We start from the raw sequence: 18,367 nt of genomic DNA, 5'->3' as shown, positions 1-18,367 counted from the left end.
TTTATTATAGGTACATAATTAAATATTTATCTTTAATTAGCTTGGTTAACTACCTTTAACTTCTAAGTTAATAAACTTAACCAGCTCTTCAGGTTGGCCCATTAACATCATTATTTGTTGATTCACTTCTATCATCGTTTTACCTTCTGGTAATTTTGCTGACATAGAAAATGAGTTTAGCCCTTTCACAAAACCAATGATTGCTTGTGCTATTTCTGGGGTTACAGGGGCCTGTTGTAGCTGCTGTTCAACCATCATCTGCATTTGCTCTAACGTCATGCCCTGCTTTTTAAGCTCGCTTTCTAATAGAGCTTTAAGATCACCTTGATCATTTAAGGTAAAATTCATACTGCGAGGCTCTAGCTTACTGATAGCTTGCATAATTAGCGTTTGTTCTTGTAACTGTTGCTCATAAGAAAACGATTCATTATCTGCTTCTTGCTGTGTTTTATTGATCGCAAGAGATGCATCCATTAGCGCTTTAGAATTCGCCAATCCAACATCCATATTAAAACTAACAATATCTTTTGCATCAAGCTTAATAACGATATCACTGTCGCCTGAGTTTTCATCATAATCTAATGACGAGTGTAAATCGTAACTTGCCGATGCTAACATCGTATTTGTATCTGCTGGTAGCTTCGCTACGAAGTCTTTATTAAATTGAAAGCTTTTTACATCCAGTGATGTATACGGTGAAATTTTATCTGTTTCATAACCAGTCAATTCAATGCTTTGAATATGCGCCACGTTATCACCCTCTGGGCTCGTAACTTCCATATTAATAATTTCCACACTTTTAGAAATGACACTGGCCGACAGCTCTGTATACTTAAACGTAGCACCTGTTTGCTCAGTAACTAAAGCTAGTTGTTTATCTACTTCTGTGCGAACTTCTTGCGTTGCCACGTAATTTGCGTAACTTACGCCACCAATACCGGCTGCAATAATAGCGACAGCTATAACTAATTTTTTCATTTTATTTCCTTATTCTATTCTTTATATAAACCGACTCAGCTCAAGAATAACATTGAGAACATTATCGGTTAAGTGTTAATTAATCAGGCTAAGTAGCTCATGCACTGTTTTTACTGGGGTGATTTTAGCCCCCAGTCCTTCCATCGATTTATGATAATTACGAAATGGAATAAATATTTCAGTAAACCCATGCTGCGCCGCTTCCTTAACTCGCGGTACACCGCTATCAATTGGGCGTACATCGCCATTTAAGCTAAGCTCGCCCATAATACACGTAGTACGAGGCACAACAAATTCATTCAAGCTACTAAGCAGTGCGGTAACTAGCGCTAAATCAATACAAGTTTCTGTTTCATCAATTCTTAAACCACCCACAATATTAAAAAATGTATCATGAAATATTTTAGTTTTAGTGTGCTTGCGTAATATACCAGTCAGCATTTTTATGCGGTTCATATTTAAACCAACGCACACACGCTGTGGAAATTCCGCCTCGGTTTCGGTGGTTAAACATTGAATTTCGAGCAATAAATTACGATTACCTTTACGAATACAGGTAATTGTGGAGCCTGGTGAGTCGGTCGTTGATCCTGATAAGAAAATTTCACTTGGGTTATCAACGCTTAACATACCGCGTTCACACATTTTAAAAATGCCTACTGTATCAATATCACCAAAGCGGTTTTTATTTGCACGAAGCGTTCGAATTTGCCCGTCATTAGTGTCAATATGTAAAAGCGCATCTACTATGTGCACCAGCGTTTGCGGGCCGGCTATTTCATTATTTTTATTTACATGAGCAATGATGAACATAGTGACATCATTTTGCTTACAGTATTGAGTTAATGCCTGAGCGGCGCTTTTTACTTGTGAAGGCGAGCCTGGACTACCATTTGCAGTATCCGTTACAACCGCTTGAATAGAGTCAATAACTGCAAATTTAATTTTATTTTTATCGAGCTCTTCAATTATCGTTTCAACGCTAGTTTCTGAAAGTAAATAAAGTTCATCAGCGTTATAATTTAGTTTTAAACGATTTACTCTGTTTTTAAACTGCGATAAAGACTCCTCAGCCGTACAGTAAAGAGACGGCATACGTTGTGACATTCTGGCAACTAAATCTGATAGTAAGGTTGTTTTACCTGCACCAGGATCGCCCGATATAATATTAACCGATCCCGTTGTTACACCTCCGCTTAAAACACGATCGAGTTCACCTATTTCAGTTAGCTGTTTTTCAGCTTCAGATGTCGCAATATCATTAATTTTTTTAGAGCCGCCACCAATTCCACCAGCGTAACCTGCAACACTGGCTCTTACTGATGATTTTTTACTTTGCCCTGCTGAGGGTTTAAATTCTGCTAATGTATTCCATGCACCACAACGGCATTGCCCTTGCCACCGCTGGTAATTCATACCACATTCAGTACAAACAAACTCTACTTTTGCCGCTTTTGCCATTAATAACCTTACCTACTATTTTTTAAATTTTTTAAATATTTACTATTAAATACCTACTTTAGCATTTCAAACTCTTGCTTAGTAACATACTCTTGTTGTTACAAGACTCAACACAACAATTATTGCATGCAAATGCTGTTTTCTTTTTTTCTCTAATTTAGGGCATACTTATTGCTTTAGAAATGGTTTAAAGTAACTTGCCAATAAAATGGCGCATAACACATAATAACAAGAGCTAAATTACAATTACTCAAATAATCATACCTGTATTAATAAAGGTGCGATTTACGTTAATTAATTTTCTAATAAATTAGCTTCTCAGTATACCTACTTTTAAATTAGACGGTGATGGTTTTATAAATGGCTGATGACATATTACTCAAGCACGAAGACCTTGTGAATGAGCTGAAACAATATTTAGGTAATACTAAGTTCGACCTAATTTTCAAATCGAAAACAACAGGGCTAACCAAACCTGAACAGTTTTTAATTAAAATGGAAATGTCGCGTTTATCTCAGCCTGTTGCCCGCTTTATTGACTTACGAGGTTCGGTTAGCGGGTTAGTAAAACCTTACGAGCATAATGGTAAACAGCACTTCATGGATGATGCTGCTATTGAAGCGTTTGAAAAAGCCTTAAAACAATACGGTGAATATACTTTGGCTGTTTACGAGGCGGTACTGAGCACAAGAAACCACAATCGGGATATACAAGATAAAGAACAACAAGTACTAGATAGCCTGCTAACCACCGATGTAGTTAAATTTGCCTCTTACGAAAGCCGTTGCGAAGAGCGGATGAATTATTCAATTAAAGTTACGATTGAATATAATGATAAGAAAAATATTTCTGCTAGTACCTCTGATATTTCCTTAAGTGGCTGTAAGGTAAAGCTTGCCACTGAAAATATTATAAGAAAAGGTCAGCTTATAGCAATGCGTCTGGTTGGCCTTGAACAAGATTTTGAGCTAGGTTTAAAAAATGGCATCCAATATGAAGTTGTTGCTATTGAAAATACCTCTCCTGAATTTAATCATGTTCGATTAAAGCGTACCTATATAGAAAAAAACGATACCTTCGATAACTTTTTAAACAGCTTTATCAACGGAAATAAACGTCGCTATAAAGTTAATCTAGATAACACACTTGATGCGGTAGTTTCTAAAGGCTATGAGCAGTTTTATATTCCACGTGTAACGTCGTTATATGTATTTTTAAGTAAAAAAGATGAACAGTATTACCCAAGCCTGAGTTTAACCACTGAAAACAACATTTTTATTCAACGATACTTTACTGACGAAAGAAAAGCGTCATGTTTGTATAGCGTGCTTAACCACAAGCGCATTAAAAAACTGCTTACTCAACCTACGGCTATAAAAGAAGATTATCTTTACACTTTTACGCATATCGTATCTGGGAAAATTTATTATTACTCTGCCACCCGCAGCGAACTTAATACTAATTCTGAACTAAAAAAATTATTTTTTGGCCTAGGTAGTCAAAAAGAAAATTGGCAATGCTTTAAAATTCAAATAATGCCAAGTCATCCAAGCGACTCATATATCCCTTTATCTCTGCCAAATAGCGTAAGCGCAAACATTGCAAAACTAAATCGTCCACCTATCCCACGTGTTGAGGGCCTTATAAAAAACGTTAAATATTTAGTTGTGTTAACAAGTGTTGGTAATACCATTGAAAAACATAATTACCAAAGAACGGATTACGATAAGTCTCTTGTTAATCAACTAAAGTTATTTGGGCATACTAAACACAAAACTCCTCCACATTTAGATACCGTCGCCCTGGAGTATATAAATTTGCGCTCACAAAAACGCTATTTATACAAAACGTCTGTGGAAGTAAATATTAATGGTGTGACTCTTGATGGCCATACCCGGGATTTTTCAGTGATGGGGTTGCAGCTAGAATGCAAACAATCGACCACATTTAGCAAAGGTGATATTGCGCTACTCTCATTTCCTGAACTACAAAAAATAACGAAAAACTATAATCTAAAAGAATTAAAATATGAAGTTATGGCCGTTGGAAAAACACTCGTCACATTAAATTTAAAAGCAAATGAGGAGGCTGATGCAGAGCATACTGGGGTTGGCTTTTTCACCCAGCTAATTGAAAAAAATAAAGATAAGTTAAAAATATCCGAAGAAGCTCCTGAAGTTGAAGGCATTTCTACCGCCTTAAGAAATATGGTGACAAAAAGTATTTGCCAATTTCCGTTATATCTAAATAAAGAAGCAGCTCATTTTAAAATTGGCGCCGTAGGTTTTGGCTTATACGCAAGCCCACTACATACAATTTTGCAAAATTTTGGTCTATTAAATAATAAAACAGACTTTTCGAGCATATTAAGTAAAGAAGATCTTTTTAATGTTATTACCCCCAATATAAAAGATCGCAGCCGAAAAGATCCGCCTTTACCATTTACCCTTGTTATTAATTTTAATCCTCGCGTTAGCAACATTGAAGATGCAATTACAAGCCAGTGTATACTCGGCGATGATTATCAAAAAAGCTTAAAGCAGATAAAAAGTGGCATTAAATCTGAGCTCATTTTCGTTATGCGTTTATTTATATCTCGCACCGGTCGTCCCGATACTGATTATTTATCTAATGAGCTTAAGTATGTAACTCATTACGCTATTCACAAAGCAAAGGAATTAGAGGATGCATTATGGTCTGTGACTGGTGTAGGTGACATAGTAGATATTACGGAGGAAGCGCTTGGCCATTTAGACCTTAATCAGCAAGAAGTTGAACAAATGGGACGTCGTAAACTCATGTGGTTAAACCGCTTACGCTAAGCGGTTTAACACTTTTAGCAAAACATGCTGGCCTTGTTTATTTTTCCACACCAATACTTTTCAGTGGATACAAGGCTAATTTATTTAATCTAAAATCTCGTTAAGATATTTACTATTAAGGGCTGAGATCAGTCTAAATTTTTGGCTCTTCATTAAGCGGAATCGCCAACATATACAACAGTTGTAATAACGATCCTTGGCAAATAGCCGCTTGAGCTTGTTCAACTACTTTAGCCTTGCCATGCACTGCAACACCTAAACCCGCTTTAGCCATCATCACTAAATCGTTCGCGCCGTCACCAATAGCCACGGTTTGCGTTTTTATAAGCCCTAGCTTTTGCTGCAATGACTCTAAAATCACCGCTTTTTGCTGCGCATCCACAATTGTGCCAAGCACTTTACCCGTTAATTTATTATTCTTAAACTCAAGTGTATTTGCATGTACTTCATCTAAGCTAATCAACTCTTGCACTCGCTCTGCAAACGGTACAAAACCACCAGATGCAATTGCTAAATACCAGTTGTGCTGCTTTAAAATTTGGCATAATGCTTTAATACCGGGCATTAAAGGGAGTGAATATTTTAATTCTTCAATTAAGCTTTTTTCAATACCCTCAAGCTTAGCCACTCGTTGATTTAAGCTTTCGCTAAAATCAAGCTTACCCGCCATTGCAAGCGCAGTAACTGACGCAACATCATCGTATACATTTGCTAAGCGTGCTATTTCATCAATGCACTCAATCGTAATCGCTGTTGAATCCATATCCATAACCAATAAGCCAGGCTCATATAAGTTAGGCGGTGTATTAACTTGTACAAGCTGACACTCTAAGGTTTTTGAGAACGCTTGTAGCACTAATGGGTTTATAGCTTGATTTGCATCTTGGCTATAAAAGCACAATGCGGGTGCTAACTCTAAATCAGGCTGATATTGGCATAGTGCTGTAACACCTTGATTATGCTTAGCTAAAAATTCTGCAATTAATTGGATTTTTTCACTATTAAAATCCCCTGCGAATGCAATACTAAATAGCCCACGCTGCCTATTTGGAGTACCATTGAGTGGCAAAAAGGTGGTGTCTTGATAACTAAACCATTGATTTAATGTGAGCGTTGATAGTGATTGCTCAGCATTGGGCTGTGCCATGCTTGTTTTCGACATGGGATCTCCGTGTTTATTTTTATTATCCTGATATAAAACTAATTGATGTTAGGTATTATTAGCGCTAAATTCGCCATCAGGTAGGATTTAAGGTTATAGTAGTAGTTGTAACATCAAATTAAAATCCTGTCAGTAGCATATACGGTGACTATGAAAAATAACCATCTTAAAAATCCAATCTCGGCATCTCAAAAAAAGCGACTTGTGCGTTTATTTCTTGCGGCTGCCTGTTTTGTATTACTAAGCTGGGTGGGTGTAAGCAGTAGTTTTCAAAGCCATCAGTTACTTTACGATAGCGCCGATAGCACAGCCAAAAGCCTGACTCAATTTATGGCCTTAAATGTTAAAACACCTCTTATCGAAAAAAACAAACCACAGCTTAATGCTATTTGTAACGATATAAGCAAAGACGAGTTTGTACTTTCTGCCACTATTTACGATCAGCAAGGCATTTTAATAGCCAGTAGCGATAATTGGCAATCGCACCATATTTTTGGCCAACTTCCTGATTCAACCCCCGGCATTAGCAAATTAAAAACCCCTTTTGTAGAGCCCGTAGTTAGCGATGACGACCGTCCACTTGGATTTGTGTCAGTCACTTATTTAACCCGCTCAGCCATAGCGCAAAGTCATAGCCATTTTCATGACTTAGGTCGCCAAGTACTATTAATGCTAGTGATTGCCTGTATTTTTACGTGGCAATTAGGGCGTGGATTAAAAAGTTGGCAGGTAAGTCGTTATATCCGAAAAACATCTGAGCAAGAATCATAAAGGCATTTTGCAAGCGTATCTCTCTTACTGTGTGGCTTTAAATCACACAATGCATTAAACACATCGGGTATATGCAATGGCGTGTTAACTTCACCTTGATAGCCGCTTAAGGGCATTGAGGGAGAATCTGTTTCTAGCACTAAGTTCTCTGGCTCGATAGCAGTAATAACGGCGCGTGTTTTAGCTGCCCGCTCATAGGTAATAACACCGCCTACTCCTAGCTTAAAGCCCTGCTTAATATAATACTGCGCTTGTTGGATTGAACCTGAAAATGCATGAATCACTCCCCCATTTTTTGGCTTACAACGTTTAAACGATTGCGCAATTAAATCATGGCTTTGCCTATGGTGTACAATGATTGGCAAGTTAAGCTTGTTTGATAGCTCTATTTGCTGCTCAAACAAAAAAGTTTGTTTAGCCAAGTTTTCAATACTTCTATCAAGCCCACATTCTCCAATAGCCACAAGCTGATGCTTATTTGCAGTCGCGAATTCATATAGCGCTTCAATGTGCGATTCTTGATGTTGTTCTAAAAAATAAGGATGTAACCCTGCGGCTATTTTTATACTTGGATAGGTTGCTTTGAGCTTTATGAGAGTACGCGATTGAGCAAGCGTAATACCTGGCACAATAAACTGATTAACTCCCTTTGCTACACACTCGTTTATGAGCGATTCACGATTCGAATCAAACTCGCTAAAGTCGAGGTGGCAATGAGAGTCAATAAATTGCACGGTTACTTACTCATCGATTTATTAAGGGTTTAAGCGTGTAATTTGCCAGCTATTATCTGCTTGGCGCTGATACATAAAACGGTCGTGCAAACGATGCGCCCCACCTTGCCAAAACTCGATTTTAGTGGGTACTACACAATATCCGCCCCAAAAATCAGGGAGTGGAATTTCACCCTTAGCAAATTTATTTTTCATATTGGCAAAGGTTTCCATTAGTACTTTACGTGATGACACCGGACGACTTTGCGCTGATGCCCACGCGGCTAATTGGCTTTCTTTAGGACGAGATAAAAAGTACTTTGCCACAGCAGATGTAGGTAATGGTTTAGCCTCGCCATAGACAATAACTTGGCGTTCCATGTGGTGCCACGGAAAGTGCAAGGAAATTTTATTATTACCTTTAAGCTCTTGCGCTTTACGCGAGCCGGTATTAGTAAAAAACACAAACCCGTTATCATCTAAATGTTTTAAAAGCACAATACGCTGTGAAGGTTGACCAGTTTCATCAACCGTTGCTACAACCATTGCAGTAGGATCGGGTAGTTTGCTTGCTACCGCATGCTCAAGCCACGTTTCAAACTGCTTAAACGGATCATCTTGCAAGTTATCTTCGCTTAACGCGTCTTGCAGGTATTCACGACGGATATCTTCGAGTTTCATAACAAGTCCTTTAAATAAAGCCTTAGAGAAGAGCTTAGAGTAGCGAGCTTAAAACATTAGATGTTGAGTAATAACAAACATTAAGATTCAGGTGTTACGATAGCAATAAACACAGAGACTCAGGTGCATTCGATAGCAATAAGTATAGAGTCTCAGGTGAATCGTTGGGTTTCGTTTCACTCAACCCAACCTACACAGCTCAGATATCTGCAAGTGTAGGAGTGCTAGCAAGGCGGTAAAACTATTTATGCCAAGGAGCATACGGCTTGTATGTGACTTAGGCTAAATAGTTTTACCAACGCAGCTAAAGCGAACTACACGCAGCAGAAGGTGATTACATTTGCTCCATAACTTCAATACCTAGTAAGTCTAATCCCGTTTCTAGTGTTTTAGAAACCAAATTACACAGCACTAAGCGGCTATCACGTACATTTGGCTCTACACCCTCTTTTAGTACTGGGCAGGCTTCATAAAATGTCATGTATAAGCTTGCTAGCTCATATAAGTAACCACATAGTACGTGCGGTGTTGCTTCACTGATCATTAAATCAAGTACTTCTTCAAGCTGTAGTAGCTTAAGTGCTAGCGCTTTTTCTTGAGGCTCAACAATTATAACGTCTGAATTTAATGTAGCTGCATCAGCGCCTGACTTACGGAAAATACTGCGTATACGTGTATAAGCATATTGTAAGTAAGGAGCGGTTGCGCCTTCAAAGCTTAGCATGCTGTCCCAGTTAAAAATGTAATCGCTGGTACGGTGCTTAGAAAGGTCAGCGTATTTAACTGCGCCAATACCTACTTTACGGGCAATTTCGCTGCGCTCAGAATCACTTAAATCAGACTCACGTTCAGCTAGTTTTGTTGCGGCACGGTTAATTGATTCTTCTAATAAGTCAGCAAGTTTTACTGTGCCGCCAGTACGTGTTTTAAATGGTTTATTATCGGCGCCCATCATGGTGCCAAACGGGCAAAACTCGTAACTTGTTTCGTCTCGTAATAAACCCGCTTTACGCGCTGTTAGCTCTACTTGATTAAAGTGTAGATTTTGACGTGCATCTACAAAAATTAAGATGCGATCAGCACCTAATTTATTTGAACGATAATCACATGCTGCTAAATCGGTAGTTGCATATAAAAAACCACCGCCAGATTTTTGTACGATAAACGCTGATGGCTCGCCATCTTTGTTAGCTAGCTCTTCTAAAAATACAACTTGCGCGCCTTGTGACTCTACAGCAATGTTTTTATCTTTAAGTAGGCTAATAATATCGTTAAGTTCTGCGTTGTATGCGCTTTCAGCCATAATATCGGCTTGAGTAAGCGTTACATTTAAACGTTTGTATACTTCTTCAGAGTGCTTAACTGAGGTTGCTATAAATAGTTTCCACAGTTTTTCACAATGCGCATCGCCACCTTGTAATTTAACAACGTAGTCACGTGCTTTATCTGCAAAGCCTTCTTCGTCGTCAAAGCGTTTTTTAGCGTCGCGGTAAAACGTTTCTAAATCAGCAAGTGCTACAGAATCTAAATCAACGCCTTGGCTAATTTGATCTTCTAAATGCGCGATTAACATACCAAATTGTGTGCCCCAATCACCCATGTGATTTTGACGTACAACCGTGTCGCCTCTAAATTCAAGCGCACGTACAATTGAGTCACCAATAATGGTTGAACGTAAATGACCTACGTGCATTTCTTTAGCAAGGTTTGGAGATGAGTAATCAACAACCACTTTTTGTGGGTTGGCGTGCTCATTTACAGCAAGCTTTGCATCACTGTTAGCTGCTTTAACGCTTTGTGCTAAAAATTCAGGCTTTAAATGAATATTAATAAAACCAGGGCCCGCAATTTCAGTTTTTTGAGCAATATCGCTTACATCAAGGTTATCTATAATTTTTTGTGCAAGTTCACGTGGGTTGCTTTTCATTTTTTTAGCCGCGCCCATAGCAGCATTAATTTGGTAATCACCAAATTGTGGACGTGTGCTTTGCGTTACTGCTGGGTTTGTATCTTCGGGTAAGCCTGCACCCGCCATAGCAGCAATGGCTTTTTCGATTAAAATAGTACGAATATTCATATTTTTACCTTTTTAAGCCCGCCAAAGCAGGCTTTCTTTAATTCTGATAAGTTAATTCTAGTTTTCGCGAGTGTGGTTAAATGTTACCTCAGGGTAACGCTCCACTGATAAGTTAAGATTTACACGGCTCGGCGCAATGTAAGTTAAGTTATCGCCACCATCGAGCGCTAAATTACTTTCGCACTTACGCTTAAAGTCTTCAAACTTTTTAACATCGTCACAGCTTACCCAACGCGCTGTATTTACGTTTACACCTTCGTAAATAGCATCTACGTTATATTCGGCTTTTAAGCGCGCTACAACTACATCAAACTGAAGTACACCTACCGCGCCCACAATTAAATCGTTGTTTATAAGCGGTCTAAATACCTGCACAGCCCCTTCTTCAGAAAGCTGTACTAAGCCTTTTAATAATTGCTTTTGCTTAAGTGGATCGCGAAGACGAATACGGCGGAATAATTCAGGGGCGAAGTTAGGAATACCACTAAATTTAAGTTTTTCGCCTTGTGTGAACGTATCACCAATTTGAATGGTACCGTGGTTATGCAAACCAATAATATCGCCCGCGTAAGCGTCAGCTGCGCGCTCACGATCGCCCGCCATAAAGGTTACCGCATCAGAAATACTCACTTGCTTGCCAATTCGCACATGATTCATTTTCATGCCTTGGCTGTACTTACCCGATACAATACGCATAAATGCAATACGGTCACGGTGCTTTGGATCCATATTGGCCTGAATTTTAAATACAAAACCGGTAAAGTTTTCTTCGGTTGCAACAATAAGTCTGTCTTCTGTTTCGCGAGGCAGTGGCGTTGGTGCCCATTTAGTTAAACCATCTAACACGTGGTCAACGCCAAAGTTACCTAGTGCAGTACCGTAATAAACAGGTGAAAGTTCACCCGCTAAAAACAGCTCTAAATCAAATTCGTTTGATGCGCCAATCACAAGCTCAAGCTCATCGCGTAATTGCACAGCCAAATCTTCGCCAATCGCAATATCTAGCTCAGGGTTATCAAGGCCCTTAATGGTACGTACTTCTTGTATTTTATGACCTTGGCCTGATTTGTATAAAATCGCTTCATCGTTATGGATGTGATAAACACCTTTAAAGTCTTTACCACAGCCTATTGGCCAAGTAATTGGAGCACAGGCAATATTTAGCTCCGTTTCAACTTCGTCTAGCACTTCCATCGGGTCGCGAATTTCACGGTCACATTTATTCATAAACGTAACAATTGGTGTTGTACGTAGGCGTGTTACTTCCATTAACTTACGGGTACGGTCTTCTACACCCTTTGCCGCATCAATAACCATTAAACATGAATCAACCGCTGTCAGTGTGCGGTATGTATCTTCAGAAAAGTCTTCATGCCCTGGCGTATCAAGTAAATTAACCAATGCGTTGTTATATGGAAACTGCATTACAGAGGTCGTAACAGATATACCACGCTCTTTTTCCATTTCCATCCAGTCAGATTTTGCATGCTGGTTAGAACCACGGCCTTTTACAGTACCGGCTCGTTGAATAGCTTGTCCAAATAACAATACTTTTTCGGTAATGGTTGTTTTACCCGCATCTGGGTGAGAGATGATAGCAAAGGTGCGTCGTTTATTAATTTCACTAAGGAGATTTTGATCTGCCATTAAAAAGTTCTTTTAGTTTGTATACGGATATTATCCACTTTAAGTATGCTGAGCTTTCAAGGCTTAACTAATACCAATTGCATTAAATCAGTGTTCTATTATAGCGATAAAAAATAGCACAATAACACGGCGAAATTACGCATAGAGTTATTCTCTATGAATGATTTTTAACGTAGTTAGTGAGTTATTTAATACCCTAAAATAATCATGTTTTTAATAAAATTGCTAAATTGCAACCACGAAAGCTCAACATACCATCAGAAAAGCCCCAAATTGGCTCTTCACATGCGATCCGTTATGTTAATCGTAATTGAAGACTATTTTCGCTGATCTTGGCCTTATAAACAATCAATGGTTAGTTATTAGCTGATCTTTTTATTCAAGGCCTCTGAGTTCTAAAATAAAATGCCAAAGTTCACCTCACAGCTCCCTATTATTTATACACAAGCTTCTTTAATTTGTTATAGAAATTAGCCATCAAGACACCTACAGACTTGTGTAATATAGCGGTTACGCATATTATTGATAAATTGCATGGAGGATAAGTAGTTTGGTCATGAAAACCAGTAAGTTAAGCATTCGATTATTATGGTATATAACGCCACTTGTTATATTGCCTTTATTATTTTTAGGTGGTTTTACACTTACTAATGTGACTAACTCAACACAAAAGCAAGCTGATCTTATTATGAGCCGCTTTGTTGAGCAGCAACAGCAAAAAGTATTTAATTACATTGATTCTTTTCACTCCACTACCAAATTACTTTCAACCTCCCCTGTACTGAGTGATTTTTTAGCAAATGATGTGCATGTCAATGGAAATTATACGCGTAGACTAGGCGCATTAATGGATGTATTTGCCAGTTACAGTGAAGCCTATCCCGATATAATAAGTATTAATTTGGTTTCGGCCAGCGGAAAAAGTGACGCCTACTATTCTAATAATTTAACCACAGCGCCTAAAAGCTATCCCTTTATGGATAAAGTGTTGCAGAGTAATTTAAGCCAGCAACAATTTATGGAACAAGAATCCGACGGCACCACTAACCTGTACTTTATTCAGCGCATTTACAGCGTTGATTACTACTTAAAACGCCCACAACAGCTAGGTTTTATTGTTTTACATGTTGAGCCTTCAATCCTTAACACCAGTATTTTAGAAGCACCTTATAACAATACGCTTAATTTACTGCTCACCAAAGACGGTAAAATATTATTTAGTTCTGATTACAGTATGCGTGGCCAATACATTAGTGAATATGAGTTAAATAAAATTCATGATTTAGCTGATATAGGCACACTTTCGACTATCGAGCTATCCAGCATTGATAAAATAGAACGTATGATTTTTGCGGTGCAAATGAGTGGAGGATATTATTATGTTTCAACCATTCCAAAAGCCCTACTTTATCAATCGGGTAAAGCCATTAGTTTAATTACCGGTTTAATTGTTATTATTTCGGTGATCACCTTACCTATATTAATTTTTGTGGTTGTTCGTAATTTACTGTTAAATCCTATTGAGCTTCTAGGTGCGGCCAGTCATCGCGTCGGTGACGGTGATTTAGCAGTCGTTTTACCCGCGCATACGAACGATGAAGTGGGTGTGTTATTTAACGATTTTAATCACATGGTTAGTCAAATAAGGCACTATCAAGAACAAGTAGAAGAATACAAACATCACCTAGAAGATAAAGTAGAAAGCCGAACTAAAGCACTTGAGGCAATGAATAGTCAACTTGAAGTTGCAATTACACAAGCAGAGCAAGCAAATCAACTTAAAAGCCGCTTTTTGGCAAATATGAGCCATGAAATACGCACACCATTGACTGCTATTATGGGCTTTACAGAGCAACTATTGCATAACGATAAAATAACCAACGACAAGCAATACTTAAGCACTATTTTACGTAACTCTAAGCACTTATTAGAGCTAATTAATAACATTTTAGATTTATCAAAAATAGAAGCAGAAAAGCTCGCTGTAGATCAAGCGCCTATAAACGTCGTGCAACTAGTGCACGATATTAAATCGATTATTGAACCATTAGCACAAGAAAAACAACTCACCCTAACCATAAATTATAACCTCCCCTTACCTTGCACTATATACAGCGATATTACTCGTTTAAAACAAATACTCATAAATATAGCTAATAACGCAGTGAAATTTACCGAACAAGGTAACGTCTCCATTTGTGTTCACTATCATCCACGAAAGAAAGCACTCGAATTTGTAGTAACAGATACGGGTATAGGCATGTCGGAGCATCAAATAGAGCGCGTTTTTAAGCCTTTTGAACAAGCTGATGCAACCACAACACGTCGCTTTGGTGGCACGGGACTTGGATTGTGTATTTCTAAAAACTTAGCGCAATTACTTGGTGGCGATGTCGTTTTAAAAAGTGAAGTTGGTGTAGGGAGTCGATTTGCAATTAGCGTAGCATGCCATTTAAGCGGGAAAAAGCCTGAACTTGAATTACTAACAGAGCATAGCCAACTGACTCCTGAAAAAGACCCGCTGCTATCATTTGCAAGCAATCATTTTGATGCCAATATTTTAGTTGCCGAAGACAACCCTGATAATCAACTATTAATAAAACTACTCTTACAAACGTGGGGCCTTGAACCTGATATTGCCAGCAATGGTGCCCAAGCAGTTGAAATGGCATTAGTTAACGACTATCAACTCATTATTATGGACATGCAGATGCCGGTTATGGGCGGGTTAGAAGCCACTAAAATGCTGCGCCATGCCGCTTATGATGGCCCTATCATCGCGTTAACTGCAAATGTAATGAACCATGATATAGACACTTATTTAAATGCAGGCTGCGATAAAGCCCTAGGTAAACCCATAGACAAAGACGCACTAGAGAGCGTATTGGTAAGCTACCTACATCTTGAAAAAGATAACCAAAACAAATGGGATAGTTTATTAAAAAGTGAAAAATTTCAACAAATTGCAGATAACTATTTAGCTAACTTGCCAACCTATTTAAATGAAGTAAAAGCACTGCAACACTCTGATGACTGGGAAGCACTACGCAGCGTTGCGCATAGTATTAAAGGCAGTGCGGGGTGTTTTAATTTTGACGACATCTATCAAACTGCAGGGGCGCTCGAGGATAACCTTAAAAGCAATAACAAGGTCCCTCGAAATGAGTTAGTTAATAATTTAATCGCCGCAATAGAGCATTCAATAGATACAAATAACAAGCTGGTGTAAGCCAAAAAGAGTATTATTGAAAACCTAAACTTAATGCCATACCCATTAAAATAGCGTCTTCAAAGCCATTTTTTGCAGGGTTGTCGCTTGGGTAATAGTTTTTACGCACTGACATTTCAATAAAGCCTGCGCGTTCATACAGGGCAATTGCGCGCGTGTTAGATTCGCGTACCTCTAAAAATAAGTTTTCAGCGTTTTGTTGCTCACCGTATTCAATAAACTGAGCTAACAACTGCTTAGCAATACCCTTACCTTGTTGGCTTGGCATTACACAAATATCCATAAGCGTAAAATCGGGTCCTGCTTTTTCGCCAATATAAAAACCAATCATGCTCGCATCATCAAATGCGGCAACATTAAAATAGCGCCCGCCTATGCATGAACTCATTGTATTTAAAGTCCACGGATGGCTATGACATGCTGTTTCGATAGTCATTAATTGAGATATTGCGGTTTTGTCTACTGATTTAAAGTTTATCAAGGTGTTCACTCATTAAAGCCCATAAAGCGCGCTTATCGGCCGTGCTGAGCTGTGGTGTTGTAAGTACTAGCTGATCGCCTTTTAATTGCACCTCAGCGCTTTGCACAACGCTATTAATAGCAATAGGGACTGCCGCACGTTTAATATCTGCAAGTAACTGACTAGAAAGCTCTATAGGCTCAAGCACATTATTATGTGGTGCTGTGTCAGGTGCATGACTATCTGTTAAAAGATTATCTGTAGAAAAACTATCTGCTAGAAATGTATCGGCTGGTTTAAAGTGTTTATTTAACTCGAGATTTTCAATACCAAAAACAGCTGCGTACCGTGAATGCATAACGACTCGATGAAATTAGTAAGTAAGGTAATATAAGAATTAATAAATACGATGTAAAGAAGAAATGGCAGGGGCGGAGAGACTCGAACTCCCAACCATCGGTTTTGGAGACCGCTGTTCTACCAATTGGAACTACGCCCCTGCAATGACGACGAATTATAGAGAAGTTTCGCCAAAGGTAAAGAGAAAAATCACACTTTTAGTTCAACTGCTTTTTAAATAAACAAAACGGCGAATTAGCATGCTAATTCGCCGTTTTTTAATCACTTAAAATTAGTTAATTAAAACTAAAATTAATTATTCCCATTCGATAGTTGCAGGTGGTTTACCTGAAATATCGTAAACAACACGAGAAATACCATCAATTTCGTTAATGATACGGTTTGATACCACACCTAAAAACTCATACGGTAAATGTGACCAACGCGCTGTCATAAAGTCGATTGTTTCTACACAACGAAGTGATACAACCCAATCGTACTTACGTGCATCGCCCATAACCCCTACCGATTTAACAGGTAAGAATACCGTAAACGCTTGGCTTACTTTATGGTAAAGCTCAGCTTTGTGTAGCTCTTCGATGAAAATCGCATCAGCGCGGCGTAATAAATCACAGTATTCTTTTTTGATCTCGCCAAGTACACGCACACCTAAACCAGGCCCTGGAAATGGGTGGCGGTATAACATGTCGTACGGTAAACCAAGCTCTAGGCCAATTTTACGCACTTCATCTTTGAATAACTCACGTAATGGTTCAACAAGCCCCATTTTCATGTCATCTGGTAATCCGCCCACATTGTGGTGAGATTTAATAACATGCGCTTTACCGGTTGCAGATGCCGCTGATTCAATTACATCTGGGTAAATTGTACCTTGCGCTAACCATTTCGCATTTTTAAGCTTTTTGGCTTGCTCATCAAACACATTAATAAACGTATGGCCAATGGCTTTACGCTTATCTTCTGGATCTGACTTACCTGCAAGATCATTTAAAAACTGCTCTTCAGCTTCAACTTTAACAATATTTAAGCCAAATTTATTACCAAACATGTCCATTACTTGTTGGCCTTCGTTTAAACGAAGTAAACCATTATCAACAAATACACATGTTAGCCTTTCGCCAATTGCACGGTGAATAAGCATAGCTACAACCGATGAATCAACGCCACCAGATAAGCCTAAAATAACTTCGTCATCGCCAACGGTTTCTTTAATTCGTTCGATAGCATCATCGATAATTTTTGCCGCAGTCCATAATTTTTCACAGCCACAAATATCAATAGCAAAACGCTCTAATAAACGCTGACCTTGATGTGTGTGCGTTACTTCAGGGTGAAACTGTACGCCGTAGAAACGTTTAGCTTCGTTAGACATTGCTGCATGTGGGCAAGTAGATGTTTTAGCTGTTGTTGTAAAATCAGCTGGAATATCCATTACTTTGTCGCCATGGCTCATCCAAACGTCAAGTATGCCGTTGCCGCCATCAGTAATGTGGTCTTCAATTGCATCAAACAATGCACAACTGCCTACTTTTTCAACTTGTGCGTAACCAAACTCTTTTTTATCAGAGCTGTGTACATTTCCGCCAAGTTGAGTTGCCATTGTTTGCATACCGTAACAAATACCTAATACAGGCACACCTGCATTAAATACATACTCAGGAGCGCGCGGGCTGTTTTCAAGTGTTGTTGATTCTGGGCCACCAGAAAGAATGATACCTTGTGGGTTAAACTCGCGGATTTGCTCTTCAGTTACATCCCATGCCCACAGCTCACAATAAACACCAATTTCGCGTATACGGCGCGCGATTAGTTGCGTGTATTGTGAACCAAAGTCTAAAATGAGAATTCGTGAATCGTGAATATCTTTGCTCATGGAGTATCTCGTAAAGTAGATGCTAATGCTAAATGCCGCTTTGAATACCAATTTTATTAAACATTACTAATTCTTGCAGGCTAAATAACTCTCTAACCACGTTAAAAATTTCTTATTTAGAAGAAACTAAAA

The 18,367-nt window shown here is 38.6% G+C and carries 13 protein-coding genes and 1 tRNA gene; 3 read left to right on the top strand and 11 right to left on the bottom strand.

Features of this window, described 5'->3' with window-relative positions; translation table 11 throughout:
• Positions 1-45: 45 nt before the first annotated feature.
• Both ACJJVZ_RS07315 and radA read right to left on the bottom strand, forming a co-directional pair.
• On the bottom strand, positions 46-978 hold the full coding sequence (locus tag ACJJVZ_RS07315; RefSeq protein WP_405599405.1) for a hypothetical protein: 933 nt from the start codon (positions 976-978) through the stop codon (positions 46-48).
• 75 nt (positions 979-1,053) lie between these two features.
• Positions 1,054-2,439, bottom strand: a complete 1,386-nt coding sequence (radA, locus tag ACJJVZ_RS07310; RefSeq protein ID WP_138585093.1) for a DNA repair protein RadA — start codon at positions 2,437-2,439, stop codon at positions 1,054-1,056.
• Positions 2,440-2,799: 360 nt separating this feature from the next.
• On the opposite strand from radA, the gene ACJJVZ_RS07305 reads away from it, so the two are divergent.
• A complete protein-coding gene (locus tag ACJJVZ_RS07305) occupies positions 2,800-5,262 on the top strand; it encodes a PilZ domain-containing protein (RefSeq protein WP_405599402.1) in 2,463 nt (820 codons plus the stop codon).
• Between the two features lie 133 nt (positions 5,263-5,395).
• Here the strand turns inward: ACJJVZ_RS07305 and serB are convergent, their stop codons facing one another.
• The gene (gene serB / locus ACJJVZ_RS07300) at positions 5,396-6,424 is read right to left on the bottom strand and encodes a phosphoserine phosphatase SerB (RefSeq protein WP_405599399.1); all 1,029 of its coding nucleotides are present in this window, start codon (positions 6,422-6,424) and stop codon (positions 5,396-5,398) included.
• A gap of 150 nt (positions 6,425-6,574) precedes the next feature.
• Between serB and ACJJVZ_RS07295 the strand changes: the two genes are divergently transcribed.
• Positions 6,575-7,195: an AhpA/YtjB family protein gene (locus ACJJVZ_RS07295; protein WP_405599396.1), complete on the top strand. Its 621-nt coding sequence runs from the start codon at positions 6,575-6,577 to the stop codon at positions 7,193-7,195.
• Here the strand turns inward: ACJJVZ_RS07295 and ACJJVZ_RS07290 are convergent.
• From ACJJVZ_RS07290 to prfC, 4 genes are all read right to left on the bottom strand, one after another.
• Positions 7,162-7,929 (bottom strand): TatD family hydrolase, encoded by a 768-nt coding sequence (locus tag ACJJVZ_RS07290; RefSeq protein ID WP_405599394.1) that lies wholly within the window; start codon positions 7,927-7,929, stop codon positions 7,162-7,164. The genes ACJJVZ_RS07295 and ACJJVZ_RS07290 overlap by 34 nt on opposite strands.
• Positions 7,930-7,950: 21 nt before the next feature.
• Positions 7,951-8,589, bottom strand: coding sequence for a pyridoxamine 5'-phosphate oxidase (gene pdxH / locus ACJJVZ_RS07285; RefSeq protein WP_096793607.1), 639 nt, complete (start codon positions 8,587-8,589; stop codon positions 7,951-7,953).
• Between the two features lie 334 nt (positions 8,590-8,923).
• On the bottom strand, positions 8,924-10,666 hold the full coding sequence (argS, locus tag ACJJVZ_RS07280; protein WP_405599390.1) for an arginine--tRNA ligase: 1,743 nt from the start codon (positions 10,664-10,666) through the stop codon (positions 8,924-8,926).
• Between the two features lie 57 nt (positions 10,667-10,723).
• A complete protein-coding gene (gene prfC, locus ACJJVZ_RS07275) occupies positions 10,724-12,313 on the bottom strand; it encodes a peptide chain release factor 3 (protein ID WP_138585098.1) in 1,590 nt (529 codons plus the stop codon).
• 556 nt (positions 12,314-12,869) lie between these two features.
• Here prfC and ACJJVZ_RS07270 point away from each other — a divergent pair.
• Positions 12,870-15,542, top strand: a complete 2,673-nt coding sequence (locus tag ACJJVZ_RS07270) for an ATP-binding protein (protein WP_273047223.1) — start codon at positions 12,870-12,872, stop codon at positions 15,540-15,542.
• Positions 15,543-15,555: 13 nt separating this feature from the next.
• Here ACJJVZ_RS07270 and rimI read toward each other — a convergent pair whose 3' ends face one another.
• The 4 genes from rimI to guaA form a co-directional block, all read right to left on the bottom strand.
• Entirely contained in the window at positions 15,556-16,023 is a 468-nt protein-coding gene (gene rimI / locus ACJJVZ_RS07265; RefSeq protein ID WP_182701571.1) for a ribosomal protein S18-alanine N-acetyltransferase, read from the bottom strand.
• Positions 16,010-16,360, bottom strand: a complete 351-nt coding sequence (locus tag ACJJVZ_RS07260; RefSeq protein WP_273047222.1) for a hypothetical protein — start codon at positions 16,358-16,360, stop codon at positions 16,010-16,012. The genes rimI and ACJJVZ_RS07260 overlap by 14 nt, the downstream gene beginning before the upstream one ends.
• Positions 16,361-16,425: 65 nt before the next feature.
• Positions 16,426-16,502 (bottom strand) — tRNA-Trp (locus tag ACJJVZ_RS07255).
• 155 nt (positions 16,503-16,657) lie between these two features.
• Entirely contained in the window at positions 16,658-18,235 is a 1,578-nt protein-coding gene (guaA, locus tag ACJJVZ_RS07250; protein WP_138585700.1) for a glutamine-hydrolyzing GMP synthase, read from the bottom strand.
• Positions 18,236-18,367: the final 132 nt, after the last annotated feature.

Source organism: Pseudoalteromonas sp. Ld19 (assembly GCF_045064135.1).
GTDB classification, from domain to species: Bacteria; Pseudomonadota; Gammaproteobacteria; order Enterobacterales; family Alteromonadaceae; genus Pseudoalteromonas; species Pseudoalteromonas aliena.
This window is presented reverse-complemented; position numbering and strand designations above follow the sequence as displayed.

Bases quoted from the DNA above. Each gene is read 5' to 3' on its own strand.
- ACJJVZ_RS07270 (WP_273047223.1), top strand. From the start codon at position 12,870: ATGAAAACCAGTAAGTTAAGCATTCGATTATTATGGTATATAACGCCA.
- ACJJVZ_RS07315 (WP_405599405.1), bottom strand. From the start codon at position 978: ATGAAAAAATTAGTTATAGCTGTCGCTATTATTGCAGCCGGTATTGGT.
- serB (WP_405599399.1), bottom strand. From the start codon at position 6,424: ATGTCGAAAACAAGCATGGCACAGCCCAATGCTGAGCAATCACTATCA.
- ACJJVZ_RS07260 (WP_273047222.1), bottom strand. From the start codon at position 16,360: ATGCATTCACGGTACGCAGCTGTTTTTGGTATTGAAAATCTCGAGTTA.
- pdxH (WP_096793607.1), bottom strand. From the start codon at position 8,589: ATGAAACTCGAAGATATCCGTCGTGAATACCTGCAAGACGCGTTAAGC.
- ACJJVZ_RS07295 (WP_405599396.1), top strand. From the start codon at position 6,575: ATGAAAAATAACCATCTTAAAAATCCAATCTCGGCATCTCAAAAAAAG.
- guaA (WP_138585700.1), bottom strand. From the start codon at position 18,235: ATGAGCAAAGATATTCACGATTCACGAATTCTCATTTTAGACTTTGGT.
- argS (WP_405599390.1), bottom strand. From the start codon at position 10,666: ATGAATATTCGTACTATTTTAATCGAAAAAGCCATTGCTGCTATGGCG.
- ACJJVZ_RS07305 (WP_405599402.1), top strand. From the start codon at position 2,800: ATGGCTGATGACATATTACTCAAGCACGAAGACCTTGTGAATGAGCTG.
- prfC (WP_138585098.1), bottom strand. From the start codon at position 12,313: ATGGCAGATCAAAATCTCCTTAGTGAAATTAATAAACGACGCACCTTT.
- radA (WP_138585093.1), bottom strand. From the start codon at position 2,439: ATGGCAAAAGCGGCAAAAGTAGAGTTTGTTTGTACTGAATGTGGTATG.